The sequence below is a fragment of the Cedecea davisae DSM 4568 genome (genome assembly GCF_000412335.2).
Lineage (GTDB): Bacteria > Pseudomonadota > Gammaproteobacteria > Enterobacterales > Enterobacteriaceae > Cedecea > Cedecea davisae.
In genome coordinates this window covers 2,994,614-3,015,667 of sequence record NZ_KE161030.1, presented here as the reverse complement: position 1 = coordinate 3,015,667, position 21,054 = coordinate 2,994,614, and the positions used below count along the sequence as shown (strand labels likewise).

The 21,054-nt window shown below is 56.9% G+C and carries 15 protein-coding genes and 1 riboswitch; of the genes, 10 read left to right on the top strand and 5 right to left on the bottom strand.

All coding sequences use genetic code 11. From position 1 onward, the window contains the following. Positions 1 to 81 precede the first annotated feature (81 nt). On the bottom strand, positions 82 to 1,002 hold the full coding sequence (gene ldtB, locus HMPREF0201_RS13720; RefSeq protein WP_016537321.1) for a L,D-transpeptidase: 921 nt from the start codon (positions 1,000 to 1,002) through the stop codon (positions 82 to 84). A 238-nt stretch (positions 1,003 to 1,240) separates the two neighbouring features. Between ldtB and HMPREF0201_RS13715 the strand changes: the two genes are divergently transcribed. Then, positions 1,241 to 2,836 (top strand): ABC-F family ATPase, encoded by a 1,596-nt coding sequence (locus HMPREF0201_RS13715; protein ID WP_039898459.1) that lies wholly within the window; start codon positions 1,241 to 1,243, stop codon positions 2,834 to 2,836. A 119-nt stretch (positions 2,837 to 2,955) separates the two neighbouring features. Here the strand turns inward: HMPREF0201_RS13715 and HMPREF0201_RS13710 are convergent, their stop codons facing one another. After that, entirely contained in the window at positions 2,956 to 5,319 is a 2,364-nt protein-coding gene (locus tag HMPREF0201_RS13710) for a glycoside hydrolase family 31 protein (protein WP_016537319.1), read from the bottom strand. Positions 5,320 to 5,333: 14 nt separating this feature from the next. Then, positions 5,334 to 6,635 (bottom strand): MFS transporter, encoded by a 1,302-nt coding sequence (locus HMPREF0201_RS13705; protein ID WP_016537318.1) that lies wholly within the window; start codon positions 6,633 to 6,635, stop codon positions 5,334 to 5,336. Between the two features lie 295 nt (positions 6,636 to 6,930). On the opposite strand from HMPREF0201_RS13705, the gene HMPREF0201_RS13700 reads away from it, so the two are divergent. Both HMPREF0201_RS13700 and HMPREF0201_RS13695 read left to right on the top strand, forming a co-directional pair. Beyond that, complete coding sequence (locus tag HMPREF0201_RS13700; protein WP_039899365.1) at positions 6,931 to 8,001, top strand: LacI family DNA-binding transcriptional regulator; 1,071 nt, start codon at positions 6,931 to 6,933, stop codon at positions 7,999 to 8,001. A 94-nt stretch (positions 8,002 to 8,095) separates the two neighbouring features. Continuing rightward, a riboswitch (M-box (ykoK) riboswitch) is annotated at positions 8,096 to 8,268 on the top strand. A 73-nt stretch (positions 8,269 to 8,341) separates the two neighbouring features. Further along, on the top strand, positions 8,342 to 9,388 hold the full coding sequence (locus HMPREF0201_RS13695) for a magnesium transporter (protein WP_016537316.1): 1,047 nt from the start codon (positions 8,342 to 8,344) through the stop codon (positions 9,386 to 9,388). Positions 9,389 to 9,422: 34 nt separating this feature from the next. Here the strand turns inward: HMPREF0201_RS13695 and moeB are convergent, their stop codons facing one another. Together moeB and moeA are read right to left on the bottom strand one after the other, a co-directional pair. Continuing rightward, positions 9,423 to 10,175 (bottom strand): molybdopterin-synthase adenylyltransferase MoeB, encoded by a 753-nt coding sequence (gene moeB / locus HMPREF0201_RS13690; RefSeq protein ID WP_016537315.1) that lies wholly within the window; start codon positions 10,173 to 10,175, stop codon positions 9,423 to 9,425. Position 10,176: 1 nt separating this feature from the next. Continuing rightward, positions 10,177 to 11,409: a molybdopterin molybdotransferase MoeA gene (moeA, locus tag HMPREF0201_RS13685; protein WP_016537314.1), complete on the bottom strand. Its 1,233-nt coding sequence runs from the start codon at positions 11,407 to 11,409 to the stop codon at positions 10,177 to 10,179. 210 nt (positions 11,410 to 11,619) lie between these two features. Between moeA and HMPREF0201_RS13680 the strand changes: the two genes are divergently transcribed. The 7 genes from HMPREF0201_RS13680 (at position 11,620) to HMPREF0201_RS13650 (ending at position 21,027) form a co-directional block, all read left to right on the top strand. Then, positions 11,620 to 13,581, top strand: a complete 1,962-nt coding sequence (locus HMPREF0201_RS13680) for an autotransporter domain-containing esterase (RefSeq protein ID WP_039898456.1) — start codon at positions 11,620 to 11,622, stop codon at positions 13,579 to 13,581. 205 nt (positions 13,582 to 13,786) lie between these two features. Next, positions 13,787 to 14,740, top strand: a complete 954-nt coding sequence (locus tag HMPREF0201_RS13675) for an isoaspartyl peptidase/L-asparaginase (RefSeq protein WP_016537312.1) — start codon at positions 13,787 to 13,789, stop codon at positions 14,738 to 14,740. After that, positions 14,740 to 16,614, top strand: coding sequence for a glutathione ABC transporter ATP-binding protein GsiA (gene gsiA, locus HMPREF0201_RS13670; protein ID WP_016537311.1), 1,875 nt, complete (start codon positions 14,740 to 14,742; stop codon positions 16,612 to 16,614). Before HMPREF0201_RS13675 ends, gsiA begins: the two co-directional genes overlap by 1 nt. Before the next feature lie 11 nt (positions 16,615 to 16,625). Then, positions 16,626 to 18,164, top strand: coding sequence for a glutathione ABC transporter substrate-binding protein GsiB (gene gsiB / locus HMPREF0201_RS13665; protein WP_016537310.1), 1,539 nt, complete (start codon positions 16,626 to 16,628; stop codon positions 18,162 to 18,164). Between the two features lie 251 nt (positions 18,165 to 18,415). Further along, a complete protein-coding gene (gene gsiC, locus HMPREF0201_RS13660; RefSeq protein ID WP_016537309.1) occupies positions 18,416 to 19,336 on the top strand; it encodes a glutathione ABC transporter permease GsiC in 921 nt (306 codons plus the stop codon). 2 nt (positions 19,337 to 19,338) lie between these two features. Further along, complete coding sequence (gene gsiD / locus HMPREF0201_RS13655; protein WP_016537308.1) at positions 19,339 to 20,250, top strand: glutathione ABC transporter permease GsiD; 912 nt, start codon at positions 19,339 to 19,341, stop codon at positions 20,248 to 20,250. Positions 20,251 to 20,286: 36 nt separating this feature from the next. After that, entirely contained in the window at positions 20,287 to 21,027 is a 741-nt protein-coding gene (locus HMPREF0201_RS13650) for a MipA/OmpV family protein (protein WP_016537307.1), read from the top strand. Positions 21,028 to 21,054 lie beyond the last annotated feature (27 nt).

Below are 21,054 nucleotides of genomic sequence, written 5' to 3'. Positions count from 1 at the left end.
CTGCGTGAAGGTTTGCTGTTCTTTATTACTGCAATAAAAAAGGCGGCCCGGAGGCCGCCTTATCGAACATCGTGAGGCAGATTAGTTCAGACGAACCGGCATACCGGAACGGTTCTGAATCGCCTGATCTACTACGCTGGTATCCACATCAGACTGAGCAGTGACTTTCTGCACGCTGCTGGTCAGAGTGATTGGCACGATTTCACCGGAGTTAAACTGCGCTTCTGTTGTAGACAGCGGGTTGTGAACTTCGATGTAGCGGCTGCCGTCAGGCTCGGTGGTGGCTTTAACCGGTTCGTCGATAAACTGAACGCGGGTGCCAACCGGCACGTTGTCGAACAGGAACTTGATGTCTTCGTTACGCAGACGCACGCAGCCGTGGCTTACGCGCAGGCCGATACCGAAGTTGGCATTGGTGCCGTGAATCGCGTACAGGTTACCGATGTACAGCGCGTACAGGCCCATTGGGTTGTCCGGGCCAGCCGGTACCACAGCCGGAAGCGGAGTGCCTGCTGCCGCGTATTCAGCGTGCATTTTGGCGGTTGGCGTCCAGGTTGGGCCGTTTTTCTTGCGCTCTACCTTAGTCGTCCAGTTAATCGGGGTATCTTTACCCAACTGGCCGATACCGATTGGCAGCACGATAACGGTGTTGGTGCCTTTCGGGTAATAGTAGAGGCGCATTTCGGCGCTGTTAATAACAATCCCTTCGTGCACGGTGTCCGGTAGGATCAATTGCTGAGGAATATTCAAAATCGTACCCGCTTTCGGCAGATACGGGTCAATACCCGGGTTAGCTTCCAGCATGTTGGAAAGCCCCATCTGGTACTGCGCGGCATACTCTTCCAGCGGCGCGGTGCTGCCTTCCGGAATAGTGATAACCTGATTTTGACCAACCACACGGCTGCCGTTAGTCGGCAATGGATAGGTCACTGCGGAGGCTGTTTTACAGAAAGACGCGACAGCCACAAAAGCCAGTAAAAGCGAGCGTAATTTCATATTCATGTTGTGCGAGTGTTATGCCAGACGGGCCAGCTAGTGAGTGTTCATGGACGATTTAGCCGCGCATTATATGTGCATTACCTTCATCTGGGAAATCAGATGTGGATGAAATCACATTTTTTTCACATTGCTTAACTATTGTACGGTTAAGATGCGGGGCGACCCTTTATCATAGTTATGGCATAATGTGGCCGAAATCACATTCCAAAATCTCGACAACTTATTTCTCCAGGACATACCAGTGCTTGTATCCAGCAACGTTACCATGCAGTTTGGCAGCAAACCGCTGTTCGAAAATATCTCCGTTAAATTTGGCGGCGGCAACCGTTATGGCCTGATCGGCGCTAACGGTAGCGGCAAATCTACGTTCATGAAAATCCTCGGCGGAGACCTTGAGCCGACTCTGGGCAACGTTTCTCTCGACCCGAACGAGCGCATCGGTAAGCTGCGTCAGGATCAGTTCGCCTTCGAAAAATTCACCGTGCTCGATACCGTTATCATGGGCCACGGCGAGCTGTGGGAAGTAAAGCAGGAGCGTGACCGCATTTATGCTCTGCCGGAAATGAGCGAAGAAGACGGTTACAAAGTTGCCGACCTCGAAGTGACCTACGGCGAGATGGACGGCTACACCGCAGAAGCGCGCGCCGGTGAACTGCTGCTCGGCGTGGGCATTCCGCTGGAACAGCATTACGGCCCGATGAGCGAAGTGGCCCCGGGCTGGAAGCTGCGTGTACTGCTGGCGCAGGCGCTGTTCTCTAACCCGGACATCCTGCTGCTCGACGAACCAACGAACAACCTGGACATCGATACCATTCGCTGGCTGGAAACCGTGCTTAACGAGCGTAACAGCACGATGATTATTATTTCGCACGACCGTCACTTCCTGAATATGGTCTGCACCCACATGGCCGACCTGGACTACGGCGAGCTGCGCGTTTACCCGGGCAACTACGACGAATACATGACCGCGGCCACCCAGGCTCGCGAGCGCCTGCTGTCTGACAACGCCAAGAAAAAAGCGCAGATTGCCGACCTGCAATCTTTCGTTAGCCGCTTTAGCGCCAACGCTTCTAAATCTCGTCAGGCAACCTCTCGCGCCCGCCAGATTGATAAAATCAAGCTGGACGAAGTGAAAGCCTCAAGCCGCCAGAACCCGTTCATTCGCTTCGAGCAGGACAAGAAACTGTTCCGTAATGCGCTGGAAGTGGAAGCCCTGACCAAAGGGTTTGAAAGCGGTCCGCTGTTTAAAGGCGTTAACCTGCTGCTGGAAGTCGGCGAGAAGCTGGCAATCCTGGGCGCTAACGGCATCGGTAAAACCACGCTGCTGAAAACCCTGGTAGGCGAACTTACTCCGGAATCCGGCGGCGTTAAATGGTCTGAAAACGCTCAAATCGGCTACTACGCTCAGGATCACGAATACGAGTTCGAAAACGATCTCACCGTGTTCGACTGGATGAGCCAGTGGAAGCAGGAAGGCGATGACGAGCAGGCGGTGCGCAGCATCCTTGGTCGCCTGCTGTTCAGCCAGGACGACATCAAAAAGCCGGCCAAAGTGCTGTCCGGTGGTGAGAAGGGTCGTATGCTGTTCGGCAAGTTGATGATGGAAAAACCAAACATCCTGATCATGGACGAACCGACAAACCACCTGGATATGGAATCCATCGAGTCGCTGAACATGGCGCTGGAGATGTACCAGGGGACGCTTATCTTCGTATCCCACGACCGTGAATTCGTTAGCTCCCTGGCGACTCGCGTGCTGGAAATTACGCCAGAACGCGTGATTGACTTCACCGGTGGCTACGAAGATTACCTGCGCAGTAAAGGGATCGACGGGTAATTTTTCCCTCACCCGAACCCTCTCCCTGAAAAGGGAGAGGGGACAGATCGAATTATAGTTATTGCTCCCACCTGTTTTCCCCCTCGCCCCTTTGGGGAGAGGGCCGGGGTGAGGGGCAATTACAGCGCCCACACCTCGCATTCCACGCCGTTCACCAGCAGACGCCGTTTTTCCCCCGCAGGCAGAGATAAGTTAATCTCGCGCCAGGCCGGCTGGTAATCGCCTTTCCGGCTAAAGACCACATTAATCTCTTGAGCAGAACAGTTAATTTCCCAACTTAGCCACAGCGCATTGCCCGATTTATATCCCCAGGATTCGCCATCGTCTTCAAACAGCGAGCCATGAGAAACCCCGGTGCCGGGCAGCGGATAAATCTTCAGTTCGCGAAGATCATCGGCCTTAATATCGACATAGCTAATGCGGCTGCTGTGCGGCAACGCTGCCCCGGCACGCACCAGCAGCGGCAGATGCTCCAGCGGAGACTGAACGGTGACGTGCTGCCCGCCGCTGTACCACTGCCCGGTGTAATAGTCATACCAGCCGTGTTCGTTTTGCGGCAGCCACAAAGTACGTTCGCGCTGGCCCGGCTCCACAACGCTTGCAACCAACACATCGCGGCCCAGCATAAATTCATCGCACTCTTCGAAAGTTTTTTCATCGTGTTCATGGTCGAGGAACGTCGGCCTCAGCATCGGCTCATCGTCGGCGTGAGCCTGCCACAATAGCGTGTAGAACCAGGGCAGCAGGCGGTAGCGCAGTTCGATGGCGGCGCGAATGGCAGGCGTGACGACCGGGTACATCCACGGTTCGTTTACCGTGGCATCATCATTCCATGAGTGAATGGTGAAGCGGGGATGCATCACGCCGTTTTGCACCCAGCGAACAAACAGCTCTGCGTCCGGTTTGTCACCCGAGAAGCCGCCGACGTCATGCCCGACGTTAAACAGCCCGGACAAACTCATACCCACGCCCATGCGGATGTTGTAGCGCAGCGTTTCCCAACTGGTGCGATTATCGCCGCTCCAGGTCTGAACATAGCGCTGCATCCCGGCGCAGCCCGAACGGGAAATAAGGTACGGGCGTTTTTCCGGGGCAAAGGTCTGCTGGGCTTCCATTGACGCGCGCATCATCAGCAGCGGCATAACCGGGCGAATATGCTTGATGGCAATAGGCTGTCCAAAGCCGTGGCAGCGCGCCTCGCCGTCCCAGACTTCATATTCGTTGTTGTCGTTCCAGGTCGAGCCGATCCCCATTTCCAGCAATTGGGTGGTGACGCCGGTTTGCCACCATTTCACCGTGGCCGGATTGGTAAAGTCGAGATGCGAGCCTTCGTCGTCCCAGAAGCTTGAGCACTCCGGCGAGTCGCTTTCCGAGTCCCGAATAAACAGGCCGCTCGCCGCCGCCTCCCGGTAGCGGGGATGATCCTGTAGCAGGCAGGGCTTAATATTTGCCGCCAGCCTGATGCCCGCGTCGGCAAAGGCCTGGCTCATCAGCTTCGGCTGCGGCACCTTGTCGTAATTCCAGTTGAAGACATAGCGCTTGTTGTCGATCGAAGTATACCCGGACGACAGCTGGAATGAGTCGCACGGAATAGCGTGTTCCTCGCAAAGCCGGATAAAGTTCATCAACTGATTCTGGGCATCCGGCGCGTCGGTGTAATGCATTGTCGAGCCGCTGTAGCCCAGGCTCCATTTCGGGCCGAAGAAGGTTTTACCGGTCAGGCGCACAAAGGCTTTGGTGACGTCCAGCACGCGCGGGCCGAGGAACATGTAGTAATCCACATCGCCCGCCTCTGCCTGCCAGCGGCGGTAGGCAACGTGGTAGTTGTCTATCTCATTCCCGAGATCCAGCCAGCAGCTGCTGAGGTTGTCGTAAAACAGGCCAAAGCTGACGTCGTCGCGGCGTGTGATGGTAAAAGGGATGTGCTTATAAAGCGGGTCGGTGGAGGCTGCATTGTAACCCATTGCGTCCAGATTACGCATTTCATAACGCTTGCCGCTGCGGTTCAGCGGGCCAGCTTTTTCCCCCAGTCCGTAAAAGCGCTCGTCTTTGAAGCGGCGCTGGTAGTGTGCCACGCCGTCGCCGTGGGCATTGAGCTGGTAGGCGCTGGTGGGACGGTCGCTGGCTAAAGGGTGCCATTCATCCTTCGCGTTTTTATATTCCCACTCCAGCCACAGAGGCTGGTGAACGGTGACGCGCATTTTTGAGGTACTGATTAACAGAACATCGTCGAGCAGTTCAAGGCGAAAGCCGGGTAGGGGGAAACCTTCCATGCTTTCACGCTCGCGCCCCTCCCAGGGCACGTCCTGCTGCGGCGCAATGCTCCAGGTTCTGTTGAGCGCCAGTCCGCTCTGGCGTTTGATAAGCACGCGGAACATGCCTTCTTCCAGCACATAAAGGTGCAGTTCATGCTTGTCGTCCAGGGTTAACACCACCTGGTTGGCATCGTGATTTTTCAGCGTCCAGTTTTTCAGCGTTTTCATCGTGTTCTATCCATTCAGGTACGTTTTGCGCGGCGTTCGGCGATAAAGGCGACCAGGAATACCGCGCCTATCAGGTCAAAGAAGCCCATGGCCACAAACAGCGGGTTGAAGCCAATCTTGTCGGCGGTGACGCCGATAATCAGCGAGAAAATAAAGCTGGCTATCCAGGCGCAAGAGCCGCGCATTCCGTTGACGGTGGCCATCTGGCCCTTGTCAAACGAGTCCACCACCAGGGCGCTCAGCATGCAGGAGATAATCTGGTGTCCGAACCCGCCGACGGAGATAAGGGCGATGGCGACCCAGGGATCTTTTGTGAGCGCAACGAGCGCGAGGGAGAGCATCAGAAAAGCGCCGGTGACCGAACTGGCAACTACCGAGTTGGTTCGGCTACAGCCAAAGAATCGGGCGTAAATTTTGGTTAAGTAGCCGCTGGCGATGCTGCCGAGATCGGCGGCCAGGAACGGGAGCCAGGCGAACATGGCAATCTGTTTCAGATCCATTCCCCGCTCATTCGCGAGATACAGAGGCACCCAGAAACTCAGCACCGCCCAGGCCGGTTCGGCCATAAATGCCGGAATGGCGATGCCGTAAAAGCGCTTGTTTTTAGACACGGTTTTCAGGGCGGTGAAAAACGGCAGCTTCACCGCTGGCGGTTCGTTGTCCTGTTTAATGAACGCCAGCTCGCTTTTGCCGAGATTGGGATGCTGTTCCGGGTTGTGATAGAACAGCCACCACAGCACGACCCAAACCAGGCCCAGCGCGCCGCTAAACATAAAGGCACCCTGCCAGCCAAAAGAGGCGTGGGCAAAGTAAATAATCGGTGGAGCCAGCATCGCGCCAATTGAGAAGCCGACGCCCGCCCATCCTGCTGCGATCGGGCGTTCCTTTTTCGGGAACCATTCGCCCAGGGTTTTGGCGTTAGCCGGAGTAGCCGCCGCCTCCGCACCACCCATCATAAAGCGCAGGATTGCCAGTTGGAGCCAGCTACCGGCTCCGGCGTGCAGCATGCACATCACCGCCCAAATAGTGGCGCAAATCAGAAAGCCAATCTTCAGGCCGATTACGTCTATCAGCCAGCCACACAGGGGCTGGAACAGGGTGTAAGCCAGCTGAAAGGCGCCCACTATCCAGGAATATTGCTCGGTCGTTATTCCGAGGGAGGTTTTCAGTTCAGGCGCGAGGATGCCCAGCGCGTTGCGGGTGATGTAGTTGACGGTTACGCCCAGTAAAAACAGCACCAGCACCCACCAGCGCAAATTGCGGAAAATACGCCTGGTTTTGACTGCGGTCACCGGTTGATTGATGCCATGACTCATAGTTGTGCTCCACCTTGTAGGGGTAATTAGTGGAATTGGTATGCCAACACACGGCATACTTTGTTTTTTTAACTAATTGATTTTTATTTATTTAAATTTATTTTCATCAAAGCTAAGCGCTTTGTTTAGTCGACAATGGCAGCGTAGATGAGTTATAAGCCAACCAATAGCGTATTTTTTGCAAAAGTTTTCATATCCAGCATCTGCTGAGCGTTTAATGCTCTTTTTTCACGCAGAATCTGCAATTGTCGGGTATGAAAATTTTTTCATTTCACAAATGGGCATCGATCACAAAATGAGTAAAACGCTAAAAATCACCGAAATTGCTGCCCAAACGGGGCTATCGATAAGCACGGTTTCGCGAGTCTTAGCCGGTAAAGCCAATACCAGCGAAACGGCGCGCCAGCGGGTGCTGGAGTGCGCCCGGCAGAAGGGGGTGTTGCAGGGAATAGCGGCGGGACGGCTGCTGCTGAATAGCCTGGTGATTTTTGCTCCGCAGCGGGCGTTTGATGAACGGCTGGACGTATTTTACTACCGGGTTATTCAGGGCGTTGGCAGGGCGCTGGAACCCCATGACGTGCGGCTGCGGTTCTGCGCGCTGGAGGAAAACGACAGCGATGCCAACCTCTTTTTAAGCAAGATGAACCAGCCGGACAGCGAAGCGGCTATCCTGCTGGGAATAGATGACCCCCATATTCACGACCTGGCGGCAGATCTCGGTAAACCGTGCGTGCTGATCAACTGCCGAGACCGCAAAATGCGGCTGCCCGGCATCGCGCCGGATCATCAGCTTATCGGCCAGTATGCCGCCAGCTACCTGTTCGATATGGGGCATAAAGGCGTACTGACGCTGCTGTGCCTGCGCCGCTATACCATGGAGCTGCGCCTGGAGGGCATTCGCGATGCCTGGGACAGCAGAAACCTCTCGTTCGATGAAACCCGCCACCTGATTACCGCCCAAAGCTTTAGCGCTAAAGAAAGCGAGGCGTTGGTAAGCGACTATCTGGCAAATACACCACGCCCCGCCTGGCCCAGCGCGCTGCTGGTGGGCGGCGATTTTATGGCGGCGGGGGCGGTTAGCGCCCTGCAAAAGGCCGGGCTGCGCGTGCCGCAGGATATGTCGGTGATGAGTATCGACGGTTTCAATCTGGCGGAAATTCACGATGTGCCCCTGACGTCGGTCCATGTTCCACGGGACGAGCTGGGGGAAGAGGCGGTGCAGCTTTTACAGCAGCGCCTGATGCGGCCTGACGCTCCGGTGGTGAATATCCTGCTGGCAGGCTCGCTTAAGGCCCGTGAGTCGGTGCGGCGTATACGCTACGGAAAGGGGCACTCGGCGGTAAATAGCGACGGGCTGTATGACTGAAGCGGCACAGGAAAGCATAAATAAACCCTAAACAAAGCAGGCTCTTTGACTTGCGCCCCGGGCTGAGATCCCTACTATAGGCCGCGGAAGACTTGCAGTATCTCGTTAGGCGAGGCTCCTGTACAAACACAGGTTACTGATCTGACGACGTCGAGAGACGCCCAAGATTAGGACAGGTTATATCGAGTCAAGGTATAACCCCAGGTAACTTCCCCCGCATTTGGGGATACGTTGTACAGTGCTAAAACCGAGACATGGAGATAGCGTCAGCACTCTCATATCTTGCTTCGCCCCAGGATGAGGACTGTTTATTTTTTAAAACAGTAACCGGGGAAAAATCATGACCTTTTCAACCAATACTTCTGCGCACTCTCGCGCATCTATACTCCTGCCTGCTAAACAGCCCGGCTCAGAAGCGCATAGCACCGTTCTGGGTTATCTGAGCCAGGATTTTATCGCTCTTCCGCCGGGAACAACGGTCGGCCAGGCGCGGGAATACTTCTGTTCGGAAATTAAAAACGAGCAAATTCCTTCTCAAATCTTTGTTGTGGATGATGACGACCATCTGTACGGCCTGGTGCCGGTAAAAACCCTGCTTCAGGCAGATAAAGAGCTGTTGCTGAGCGAATTGATGAGAACGGTTCATTTCTCGCTGCCGCCTGAGAAAACGCGGCATGAAGCCTGCATGGAGATTAAAAAATCCGCCTCAAACTACATTCCGGTACTCAGCTATGGAAAACTGAAAGGGGTGCTTGGCCCGCAGGAAATCGCGCAGCTGCTGGAAGATGAAAACACCCTCGACAGCCAGCTACAGGGGGCTTCATCCCCGCTGGAAACACCCTATCTGCAAAGCAGCGTCTTCACGCTGTGGCGCAAACGGTCGGTGTGGCTTCTGCTGCTGTTCGTTGCCGAGGCTTACACCAGCTCGGTGATTAAATCCTTTGAGGACCAGCTGGAAGCGGCGATTGCGCTGGCCTTCTTTATCCCGCTCTTAATCGGCACCGGCGGCAATACCGGGACGCAAATTACCTCGACCCTGGTCAGGGCGATGGCGCTGGGAGAAGTCGGGCTGAAGGATCTTGGTGCGATATTAAGAAAAGAGATTTCCGCTTCGGTATTAATTGCCATCACCATCGGCACCGCCGGATTTATCCGGGCGTGGATGCTGGGCGTAGGGATGGAAGTGATGATGGTCGTGAGCCTGACGCTGATAGCGATTACGGTGTGGAGCGCTATCGTATCTTCGATTATTCCGATGCTGCTGCGTAAAGTAAATATCGACCCGGCGGTGGTTTCCGCCCCGTTTATTACCACTTTAATCGACGGCACAGGGCTGCTTATTTACTTTAAAATTGCCGAACTCATGCTGACCGATCTCGCCATCTAAGATAAGAAACGGGGATAATATTATCCCCGTTTCTTTATTCGCAGCCGCAAACCTCACATTGAGGATTACGCGCCAGCTTCATCTCTCTGAACTGGCAGGTCATCGCATCGTAGAGCACGATTTTCCCGCTGGCTGGCGTGCCGTAATTTGCCAGCAGTTTGATGGCCTCCATCGCTTCCAGAGAGCCAATAATTCCCACCAGCGGCGACATCACGCCAGCTTCCACGCAGCTTAGTGTGCCTTCGCCAAACAGGCGGCTCAGGCAGCGGTAGCAGGGCTCATTGGCCTGATAAGTAAACACGCTTATCTGACCTTCCATGCGAATCGCCGCCCCCGATACCAGCGGCCGCTTATGCAGGAAGCAACTGCGGTTAAGCTGGTTGCGGATCTCCACGTTATCGGTGCAGTCAAGAATCACCTCATGCTGCGCCACCAGCTCGGCAAGCTGCTGCTCGTCCAGCAGGGCGTTCACCGTCTCCAGCCGGATATGCGGGTTAATGGCGGCCAGCATCTCCCGGGCTGAGTCAACTTTGGGCCGGCCGATAGCGGCGTCGCGGTGCAGCGTCTGGCGCTGGAGGTTAGAGAGCGAGACGGTGTCGAAGTCCAGCAGGGTGAGATGCCCGACGCCCGCGGCAGCAAGGTATTGAGCCGCCGCGCAGCCCAGCCCGCCAAGCCCGACAATAAGCACCCGCGAGGCCTTCAGCTTTTCCTGGCCGTCAAAGTCAAAGCCGCGCAGGACTATCTGGCGGTTGTAGCGCAGCATTTCTGCATCGCTAAGCTCGACCACGTTAGCCTCCGAACAGCGAGTTAAACGGCTCGACTTCTACCCATTCCCCGGCTTCGACATTGCCGCGCTCGCGCTCGAGCACCACAAAGCAGTTGGCCTGGCTGAAGGAGCTGAAAATATGTGAGCCCTGATGGCCGGTACTCAGCACTTCCAGGTCGCCCTGCTCGTTGCGGCGTAAAATACCGCGCTGGAAGTCGAGGCGGCCAGGCGATTTTTTCAACCTGCCGACGGTGCGCACCCGCATCCGCGGCGGAAGAGGGTTGCCCTGTTGGCCGCCCATCGTCGTCAACAGCGGCTGTACGAGTTGATAGAAGGTCAGCGCCGCGGAAACCGGGTTGCCCGGCAGGCCGCAGAACCAGCTGTTTTCCAGGCGGCCAAAGGCGAAGGGTTTGCCAGGCTTAATCGCCAGCTTCCAGAAGCCCACTTCGCCCAGTTCCTCGAGGATTTGTTTGGTGTAATCCGCCTCGCCAACCGACACGCCGCCGCTGCTGATAACCACGTCCGCACGGCTGTCTGCCTCTTTAAATGCGGCGCGCAGAGCGTCCTGGTCATCGCGAATAATCCCGAGGTCGATAACTTCCGAGCCCAGCTCTTTCAGCATGAGATGCACCGCCAGGCGGTTGGTATCGTAGATTTGGCCTTCGGCCAGCGGCTGGCCGGGCAGCTGTAATTCATCCCCGGTGGAGAACACGGCGACGCGAACCTTGCGGTAAACGGTGACTTCGGGAATGCCCAGCGAAGCAATCAGCGGCAGTTCGGCCGCGGTGAGTTTTGTTCCTGCGGCTAACACGCTTGCGCCCTGGCGGATGTCTTCCCCACGGCGGCGAATATTCTGGCCGTTTTGTACCGTGGCGTTAAAGCGTACGCCGGACTCGGTAGATTTGGTTTCTTCCTGCATCACGACGGCTTCGGCACCCTGCGGTATTGGCGCACCGGTCATGATGCGCACGCAGGTGCCTTCCGGCCATTCGCCGCTAAACGGCTGCCCGGCGAAGGCTTTACCCGCTATCGGCAATGCGCCCCCGGCTTTGATATCCGCCATGCGCACCGCATAACCGTCCATTGCCGAATTATCAAACCCCGGAACATCCAGCGGAGAAATCACCGGTTCGGCGGTAACCCTACCGGCAGCCTGTAGCAGCGGCAATGTTTCCGTTTCGGTGAGCGGTTTAATGCGGGAAAGCATTTGTCCAAGTGCGGTTTCAAGCGGGATCAGCCCGGCGGTAAATTCCATGCATAACTCCTGGGGCAGGGGCAAAATAAGGGCTTAGTATGGCAGAAAATGGCCGTGGGCTGCATGTCCCGGATCAGCAAAATCATTTCCCCCTCTACTCCCTATGCGTTACATCACGTTGTCACGTTTCTTGCTTACTCTCGGCCTGCACGCAAACGGCTATTGGCTATAGTCATTGTGGCTACTCAAAACCTCTGCAAGGAAGAACTGATGACAGACATAAAAAAAGCATTTCAATTCAGTACGCTAGCCGTGGCAATAGGACTCACTTCATCTGCATTCGCCTTTGACTCGCTGGCCGTATTCGGCGACAGCCTCAGCGATACCGGTAATAACGGCCGCTGGACGTGGAACAGCAGCCAAAACAAACTTTATGACGAGCAGCTGGCCGACCGCTACGGGCTGACGTTAACCCCTTCACGCACCGGCGGGAGTAACTATGCGGCAGGCGGCGGGACCGCCGTGCCGGGGCTTAACCCGGCTGATAATACCCAAAGCCAGGTGCAGCAATATCTGAGCCAGACCGGCGGCAGGGCGGACGGCAACGGCTTATATATTCACTGGATTGGCGGGAATGATTTGGCCGCCGCCGCAACGCAACCGGCGCTGGCGCAGGGCATTGCCGCGAACAGCGCTGCAAATGCCGCAGCCCAGGTTGGTGCATTACTGGATGCTGGGGCAGGGCTGGTGGTCGTCCCGAATGTGCCGGACATCAGCGCGACGCCAACGCTGATGGAGATGGTGCTGAGCGTGGGGCTGGGCGCGGCGGCAACGCCCGCGATTCAGGCCGCTTACGCCTCGCTTGATGCCGCAAAAACGCCGGATCTCGCCAGCCGCCAGCAGGCTATTCACGATGCGCTTCGCGCCGCGGCCTCGGTGGTCAGCGCTAATCCGCTCGTCCAGCAAGCTGCTGCCGCTCAGCTTATTGCCGCCTATGACGCGGCGGCACAGCAGGCTTCTGCCTTAACCGATTTTTACAACGGTGCTGAGGATAAAGCCCTGTCGCAGCGCGGCGGAAATATTGCCCGCGCGGACATCAACGGCGTGTTCCAGGAAATCCTTGTTAATCCGCAGGCGTTTGGCCTCACCAATACCGCCGGCATGGCGTGCCCGGCTGGCGTGTCTGCCAGCGATTGCACCAGCTCAACGCCGGGCTTCAACCCGTCTCAGGATTACCTGTTTGCCGATCACTTCCACCCCAGCCCGCAGGTTCACAGCATCATCGCCCAGTATATTGAGTCAATTATTGCCGCCCCGGTGCAGGTCACTCGCCTTAATCAGGGCACGCTGGCGATGGTGCGTGGCAGCAGGGCAACGCTCGACGGTCGCTACCAGCAACTGCGCCATAACGATAACGCTGTAGGTTCGCTGGGCGTGTTCGGCGGCTACGGCGGGGGCTATCAGCGTTACAGCGGTGAAGGAAAAGGAAATACCAACAACCTCAGCGTCGGGGTCGATTACCAGCTTAACGACAGCCTGCTGGTGGGCGGGCTGATTGCGGGTTCGCTGGATAACCAGCGGCCGGATGATAACTACCGCTACGACACCAGAGGCGTTCAGGCGGCGCTGTTCAGCCAGCTGCGCGTGGGCCAGGCGTGGCTTAACGGCGACGTTCACTACCTCTCTGCGGACTTCACCAACATTCAGCGCGATATTACTCTCGGGCAGCTAACGCGCACTGAAAAGGGTGATACCGACGGAAGGCTCTACGGAGCGAGGCTCACCGCGGGCTATGACTTTGCGCTGACACCCTGGCTGACCACGGGGCCGACGCTGCAATATGCGTGGGATTACAGCCACGTAAATGGCTACGGTGAAAACGGCAGCAGCAGCACGGCGATGCGTTTTGGCGACCAGAACGGGCATTCGCAGATTGGCAGCGCGGGCTGGCGGGTTGATGCCCACCCCGGCGTCATTAATCCGTGGGCGCAGGCAAGCTACCGCCACCAGTTTGGCGACCGCGAGTACAGCGTGAACGGCGGGCTGAAATCCACCGCGCTAACCTTCAGCCGTACCGGCGAAGAGCAGGATAAAAACTGGGCCGAGCTTTCTGTCGGCGCGGACATGCCGCTTTCCGCTACGGTTTCTGCTTTTGCCGCCGTATCACAAACGGCCGGCCTGAGCGACGGTAATCAGACCAGTTACAACCTCGGCATTAGCGCGAAGTTCTAACTTTTTCTTATCCCTTAGTAAGTTGGCCTCTTTGCTGCGGCGAAGGGGCCTGCACGCTGCCTGCCGCGTCCCGAAGACTAAAGTCAATTTTCTTTACAACACATTTACGTCTTTCTATATTCAAAAATCGTATCAATGTTTGGCAACTATTCTGATATTTATAGAAAAAACGCTGCCGGATACCACTCTTTGCAGGCAATGCCGAATGACTAAAGCCGTTATCGCTATTCACGGTGGGGCCGGGGCTATAACCCGCGCCCGACTGACGCAGGAAAAAGAGCTGCAGTTTATCGCTGCGCTATCAGACATTGTTGTTGCCGGGCAGCAGATCCTTGAGCAAGGGGGAAGTGCTCTTGACGCCGTTACCGAAGCGGTGCGCCTGCTTGAAGAGTGCCCGCTGTTTAACGCCGGTATTGGCGCGGTTTATACCAGCGAGGGTAAGCACGAGCTGGATGCCTGCATAATGGACGGCAACACGCTTGAGGCCGGAGCGGTAGCGGGCGTCAGCCATATCCGCAATCCTATTCTGGCCGCCAGGAAGGTGCTGGAGAACAGTCCACACGTCCTGTTGATTGGTGAGGGGGCAGAGCATTTTGCCGCCGGGCAGGGGCTTGAGCCGGTAGCGGCGGATATCTTTTCAACCGAAGAGCGCTATCAGCAGCTGCTCCGCGCCCGTGAAAGTCAGCAAACCGTGCTGGATCACGACGGAGCCGAGCCGATAGACGCTGATAAAAAATTTGGCACCGTTGGCGCAGTAGCGCTGGATAAGTTCGGCAATCTTGCGGCGGCAACCTCAACCGGCGGGATGACTAACAAACTGCCGGGGCGCGTGGGCGACTCGCCGATAGTTGGCGCGGGCTGCTATGCCAATAACGCCAACGTCGCCGTTTCATGCACCGGCACGGGTGAAGTCTTTATGCGCACGCTGGCGGCTTACGATATCGCCGCCCTGGTGGAATACGCTGGCCTGAGCCTTCAGCAGGCTGTAGACCGCGTGGTGCTGGAAAAACTGCCCGCACTCGGCGGCAGCGGCGGCATGATAGCGATTGATAATCAGGGCAATGTGGCGCTGCCTTTTAACAGCGAAGGAATGTATCGCGGCTTTGGCTTCGTGAATGATGCCCCGAACGTAGGAATCTATCGTGACCAGGAGAGTTAATGTCGCAAGGCCATGAACTACCGGACGAGCAGGTACTGGCTGTCAGCGACCTGAATATTCGCTTTCGTCAGCAGCAGCAGGTCACCGACGCGGTGCGCCACCTCTCGCTTACCCTGAACCGCGGTGAAACGCTGGCCATTGTCGGCGAGTCCGGTTCCGGTAAGTCGGTCACCGCAATGGCGTTGATGCGCCTGCTGGAGCAGGGCGGCGGAGAGGTTAACTGCGAAAAGCTGCTGCTGCGCCGCCGAAATAAAGAAGTACTCAGCCTGCCGGAGCTCAGCAATTCGCAGATGCGCCGCGTGCGCGGTGCGGATGTGGCGATGATTTTCCAGGAGCCGATGACCTCGCTGAACCCGGTGTTTACCGTGGGCGAGCAGATAGCAGAGTCTATTCGTCTGCATCAAAAACTTGATGGGCGGGCCGCGCTGGCGGAGGCGAAACGTATGCTTGAGCGCGTACGAATCCCGGAGGCGCAGTCGATCCTCAGCCGTTATCCTCATCAGCTTTCCGGCGGTATGCGCCAGCGGGTCATGATTGCGATGGCGCTTTCATGTCGCCCAGCGGTATTGATTGCCGATGAGCCCACTACCGCGCTGGACGTCACTATTCAGGCGCAGATCCTGCAATTGATCCGCGTATTGCAAGACGAAATGCAAATGGGGGTGATTTTTATCACTCACGATATGGGCGTGGTGGCGGATATTGCCGACCGGGTGCTGGTGATGTACCGCGGCGAAGCGGTAGAAACCGGCCCAGTGGATCAAATATTCAATCACCCGCAGCACGCTTATACCCGGGCGCTGCTGGCCGCCGTTCCGCGTTTAGGCGCGATGAACGGCAGTGATTTACCGCGAAAATTCCCGCTGGTGGTAGCGGGCGAGCCGAACCAGCAGGAACCGGAAATCGAGCAGGACACCATCCCGCCCGGCGCGAAGCCGGTGCTTGAAGTGCGGGACCTGGTCACCCGCTTCCCGCTGCGCAGCGGCATTTTCAACCGCGTTACGCGCCAGGTTCATGCCGTAGAAAAAGTGAGTTTCGACCTGCTGCCCGGTGAAACGCTGGCGCTGGTGGGAGAGTCCGGCTGCGGGAAATCGACAACCGGGCGTTCGCTGCTGCGGCTGGTGGAAACTCAGGGCGGGACTATTACCTTTAACGGCCAGCGCATTGATAACCTGCCCAACGGCGAGTTACAGCACGTGCGCAAAGACATTCAGTTTATCTTCCAGGATCCTTACGCTTCGCTGGATCCGCGCCAGACCGTCGGCTATTCGATTATGGAGCCGCTGCTGGTGCATAACGCAATGCCGAAGGAAGAAGCCCAGCAGCGCGTAGCCTGGCTGCTTGAGCGCGTAGGATTGCAGCCCGAACACGCCTGGCGCTATCCGCATGAGTTTTCCGGCGGCCAGCGGCAGAGGGTCTGCATTGCCCGCGCGCTGGCGCTGAACCCGAAAGTAGTGATTGCCGATGAATCCGTTTCGGCGCTGGATGTCTCTATCCGCGCGCAAATAGTGAACCTGCTGCTCGACTTACAGCGCGAGTTTGGCATCGCTTTTCTATTTATCTCCCACGACATGGCCGTTGTGGAACGCATCAGCCACCGCGTGGCGGTCATGTACCTCGGCCAGATTGTCGAGATTGGCCCGCGCCGCGCGGTGTTTGAAAACCCCCAGCATCCGTATACCCGCAAGCTTATGGCGGCGGTGCCGGTTGCAGACCCATCCCGCAAGGGACGTAAGCCTGTTTTAGTCTCTGACGAGATCCCCAGCGCCACACGCAGCCTGGGGGATGAACCGCATGTAGCACCGCTGGTTGCCGTGGGGCCGGGGCATTTTGTCGCCCGTCACGCCATCGGCAGCAGTGAAAATCGACTATAAGGAAAACAATAATGACAGCTAACACAACGCAAAAATGGCTGCTGGCGGCGGGGCTTGCCTCCACCGTTATCGCCGCGCCCGCCTTCGCTGCTAAAGATGTCGTCGTAGCGGTTGCTTCCAACTTCACCACGCTCGACCCGTATGACGCCAACGACACGCTGTCGCAGGCGGTGGCCAAGTCTTTCTATCAGGGGCTGTTCGGGCTTGATAAAGATATGAAGCTGCAAAACGTGCTGGCGGAAAGCTATAAAGTTTCTGATGACGGCCTGGTGTACACCATCAAGCTGCGCTCCGGGGTGAAGTTCCAGGACGGTACCGACTTTAACGCCGAAGCGGTAAAAGCCAACCTCGACCGCGCCAGCAACCCTGACAATCACCTCAAACGCTATAACCTGTATAAAGCCATTTCGAAGACCGAAGCGGTTGACCCGACCACGGTAAAAATCACCCTGAAGGAGCCGTTCTCGGCGTTTATCAACATTCTTGCCCACCCTGCAACGGCGATGATTTCCCCGGCCGCATTGCAAAAATACGGGAAAGAGATTGGCTTCCACCCGGTTGGTACCGGCCCGTATCAGCTTGATACCTGGAACCAGACCGACTTCGTGAAGGTGAAGAAATTCGGCGGCTACTGGCAGCAGGGCCTGCCTAAGCTCGACAGCATTACCTGGCGCCCGGTGGTGGACAACAACACCCGTGCGGCGATGTTGCAAACCGGTGAGGCGCAATTCGCCTTCCCAATTCCTTACGAGCAGGCAGGCGTGCTGGAGAAAAACAGCAAGCTGGAGCTGGTGGCTTCTCCATCCATCATGCAGCGCTACATCAGCATGAACGTCACCCAGAAGCCGTTCGATAACCCGAAAGTGCGCGAAGCTATTAACTACGCCATTAACCGCCAGGCGCTGGTGAAAGTGGCCTTCTCCGGTTTTGCAACGCCGGCCGAAGGTGTGGTGCCGCCGTCTATCGCCTATGCGGAAAAATTCAAACCCTGGCCGTACGATCCGGCCAAAGCAAAAGCGTTGCTGAAAGAGGCCGGTTTCCCGAACGGATTTGAAACAACGCTCTGGTCTTCCCATAACCACAGCACCGCGCAGAAAGTGTTGCAGTTTACGCAGCAGCAGCTGGCGCAGGTGGGGATCAAAGTTAAAGTGACGGCGATGGACGCCGGGCAGCGTGCGGCTGAAGTGGAAGCCAAAGGGCAGAAAGAGAGCGGCGTAAGAATGTTCTACACCGGCTGGTCCGCCTCTACCGGTGAAGCTGACTGGGCATTGTCTCCGCTGTTTGCCTCCCAGAACTGGCCGCCAACGCTGTTCAACACCGCTTTCTACAGCAACCCTCAGGTAGACAAAGACCTGACCGGGGCGCTGCAAACCACCAATCCACAGGAGAAAGCGAAGCTGTATAAAGACGCCCAGGACACCATCTGGAAAGAGTCTCCGTGGGTGCCGCTGGTGGTAGAAAAATTGGTTTCCGCCCACAGCAAAAACCTCACCGGGTTCTATGTGATGCCGGATACCGGATTCAGCTTTGATAATGCGGACCTGAAGTAGAGTGGCTTGTACCCTCACCCCATCCCTCTCCCTGGAAGGGAGAGGGGGAAAACGAGGTCGGTCTCTGCTCCCTCTCCCTTTAAGGGAAAGGGGGGCCACGCTCTGTCCTTCTTCCCGTCGCCCTTTATGGGAGAAGGGTTCCAGGCTCTGCCTTTCGTCCCCTCGCCGTTTATGGGAGAAGGATTCCATACTCTGTCTTTCGTCCCCTCTCCCCTCTGGGGAGAGGGTTAGGGTGAGGGGGAGGGGCCTCGATGTTTAACTATTTTCTCAAACGCCTCTTCGGCCTGATCCCAACGCTGCTTATTGTGGCGGTGCTGGTATTCCTGTTTGTGCACCTCCTGCCGGGCGACCCGGCGAGGCTGATTGCCGGGCCGGAAGCCGACGCCACCGTCATCGAACTGGTGCGTAAACAGCTGGGGCTGGATCAGCCGCTGTGGCGGCAGTTCCAGCACTACATCACCCACGTTGTGCAGGGCGACTTTGGTACCTCGCTGGTTTCTCGCCGCCCGGTTTCCGAAGAGATTGCCAGCCGCTTTATGCCAACGCTATGGTTGACGATAACCAGCATGGCCTGGGCGACGCTGTTTGGCCTGGTGACCGGCATTGTGGCCGCCGTCTGGCGCAACCGCTGGCCGGACCGCCTGAGTATGACGCTTGCCGTTTCCGGGATCTCGTTCCCGGCTTTTGCGCTCGGCATGCTCTTGATGCAGGTTTTCTCGGTCGAACTGGGCTGGCTGCCGACGGTAGGCGCCGACAGCTGGCAACACTACATCCTGCCGTCGATAACCCTTGGTGCTGCCGTCGCGGCGGTGATGGCTCGTTTTACCCGCGCCTCGTTTGTCGATGTGCTGCATGAGGACTATATGCGCACCGCGCGCGCTAAAGGCGTGAGCGAGACGCTTATCGTGGTTAAGCACGGCCTGCGTAATGCGATGATCCCGGTTATCACCATGATGGGGCTACAGTTTGGTTTCCTGCTTGGCGGCTCGATTGTGGTCGAGAAAGTGTTTAACTGGCCGGGGTTAGGGCGCCTGCTGGTGGACTCGGTAGAGATGCGCGACTACCCGGTGATTCAGGCGGAAGTGCTGCTGTTTTCGCTGGAGTTTATTGTTATCAACTTAGTGGTGGACCTGCTTTACGCCGCCATTAACCCGGCCATCAGGTACAAATAAGGATGCGACTTTTAAACTGGCGACGCCAGGCCATAGTAAACGCGATGCCCACCGTTCGCAGCGGCCAAATTCGCACTCCGTGGAGCGAGTTCTTACGCCGCTTCCGCCAGCAGCCGGTGGCCATGACCGCCGGATTGTTTGTGCTGCTGCTGTTTGTGGTTGCTTTGATTGCCCCCTGGATTGCGCCTTTTGATGCTGAAAACTATTTCGACTATGACCGGCTGAACGAAGGGCCTTCGATGTTGCACTGGTTTGGCGTTGACTCTCTCGGGCGCGACATCTTTAGCCGCGTGCTGGTGGGCGCGCAAATTTCCCTGGCCGCCGGGGTCTTTTCGGTGCTGATTGGCGCGTTGATAGGCACCTTCTTCGGCCTGCTGGCGGGGTATTACGAAGGCTGGTGGGACCGCATTGTGATGCGCATTTGCGACGTTCTGTTTGCCTTCCCCGGTATTCTGTTGGCTATTGCCGTGGTGGCGATAATGGGCAGCGGCATGACCAATGTCATCATTGCCGTCGCCATTTTCAGTATTCCTGCGTTCGCTCGCCTGGTGCGCGGCAATACACTGGTGCTTAAACAGCAAACTTTTATCGAGTCTGCTCGTAGTATTGGCGCTCCGGATGCGATTATTATCTTCCGGCATATCCTGCCGGGGACCGTCTCATCTATCGTGGTTTACTTTACGATGCGCATCGGAACTTCTATTATCTCCGCCGCCAGCCTGTCGTTTCTCGGGCTTGGTGCTCAGCCGCCAACCCCTGAATGGGGCGCGATGCTGAACGAGGCGAGGGCTGATATGGTTATTGCCCCGCACGTTGCTATTTTCCCGAGTCTTGCCATTTTTCTTACCGTGCTGGCGTTCAACCTGCTGGGGGACGGACTGCGGGATGCGTTGGATCCGAAGATTAAAGGGTAGCGATATGCCGTAAAGCCGTCGCCCCGGAGTGAACAAATGCGAAAAATTACCGGGGCTCTGCTGTTAAGCCCGCTCCTTGTTGCCACCTCCAGCCCTGCCGCTAACTGGTCCGCCGGGGTGCAGGGCGGCCTGTATCAGTTACCCTACCAGACCCGCCATCAGGAACGCTGGGCGCTGCCCTATATTGGCTATGACGGGAAAACCTGGTATATCGACGGCACCGAGGCTGGCTACAACTTCATCAATACCGACACGCTCCTGCTGCGCGCCAAAGTCTATTACTACGACACACAATACCGCGCCTCAATGGGACAAACGCCTGCGCTGCGTGGGCTGAATAATCGTAACAGCACCATGATGGGTGGCATGCAGCTGCTATACACCACGCCGCTGGGTGCATTGAGCGCCACGCTGGCGGCGGATACCCTGGGGGTCAGTAATGGCGTGGTTGCTAACGCCGGCTGGATAGCGATGGCGCAGTGGGGCGGGTTTACCCTGGTGCCGGAAGTGGGCGTGGATTTCTCTAACGCGCAGAATACTCGCTACTACTACGGTATCTCTGATAAAGAATCGGCGAAGACCGGGTTAGCGACCTGGCGGCCGCAGGCAAGCTTCCTGCCTTATGCCCGGCTCGCCATGAACTATGCCTGGACGCCGCAGTGGAATACCTGGGCGCAGCTTACCCAGCGCTTTTACCCGGATACGATAAGCGACAGCCCGATGGTGAATAAGAATAATTTGCGTGAGCTTACGGTGGGGATGAGCTATACGTTCTGAGTAGAATTGTCCTCCTCCGGGTGGAGG

What these genes read in the sequence shown, in the direction of transcription:
- HMPREF0201_RS13675 (WP_016537312.1), top strand. Translation starts at nt 13,787, where the DNA reads ATGACTAAAGCCGTTATCGCTATTCACGGTGGGGCCGGGGCTATAACC.
- HMPREF0201_RS13710 (WP_016537319.1), bottom strand. Translation starts at nt 5,319, where the DNA reads ATGAAAACGCTGAAAAACTGGACGCTGAAAAATCACGATGCCAACCAG.
- gsiA (WP_016537311.1), top strand. Translation starts at nt 14,740, where the DNA reads ATGTCGCAAGGCCATGAACTACCGGACGAGCAGGTACTGGCTGTCAGC.
- HMPREF0201_RS13695 (WP_016537316.1), top strand. Translation starts at nt 8,342, where the DNA reads ATGACCTTTTCAACCAATACTTCTGCGCACTCTCGCGCATCTATACTC.
- HMPREF0201_RS13650 (WP_016537307.1), top strand. Translation starts at nt 20,287, where the DNA reads ATGCGAAAAATTACCGGGGCTCTGCTGTTAAGCCCGCTCCTTGTTGCC.
- HMPREF0201_RS13705 (WP_016537318.1), bottom strand. Translation starts at nt 6,635, where the DNA reads ATGAGTCATGGCATCAATCAACCGGTGACCGCAGTCAAAACCAGGCGT.
- moeA (WP_016537314.1), bottom strand. Translation starts at nt 11,409, where the DNA reads ATGGAATTTACCGCCGGGCTGATCCCGCTTGAAACCGCACTTGGACAA.
- ldtB (WP_016537321.1), bottom strand. Translation starts at nt 1,002, where the DNA reads ATGAATATGAAATTACGCTCGCTTTTACTGGCTTTTGTGGCTGTCGCG.
- HMPREF0201_RS13700 (WP_039899365.1), top strand. Translation starts at nt 6,931, where the DNA reads ATGAGTAAAACGCTAAAAATCACCGAAATTGCTGCCCAAACGGGGCTA.
- gsiD (WP_016537308.1), top strand. Translation starts at nt 19,339, where the DNA reads ATGCGACTTTTAAACTGGCGACGCCAGGCCATAGTAAACGCGATGCCC.
- gsiC (WP_016537309.1), top strand. Translation starts at nt 18,416, where the DNA reads ATGTTTAACTATTTTCTCAAACGCCTCTTCGGCCTGATCCCAACGCTG.
- HMPREF0201_RS13680 (WP_039898456.1), top strand. Translation starts at nt 11,620, where the DNA reads ATGACAGACATAAAAAAAGCATTTCAATTCAGTACGCTAGCCGTGGCA.
- gsiB (WP_016537310.1), top strand. Translation starts at nt 16,626, where the DNA reads ATGACAGCTAACACAACGCAAAAATGGCTGCTGGCGGCGGGGCTTGCC.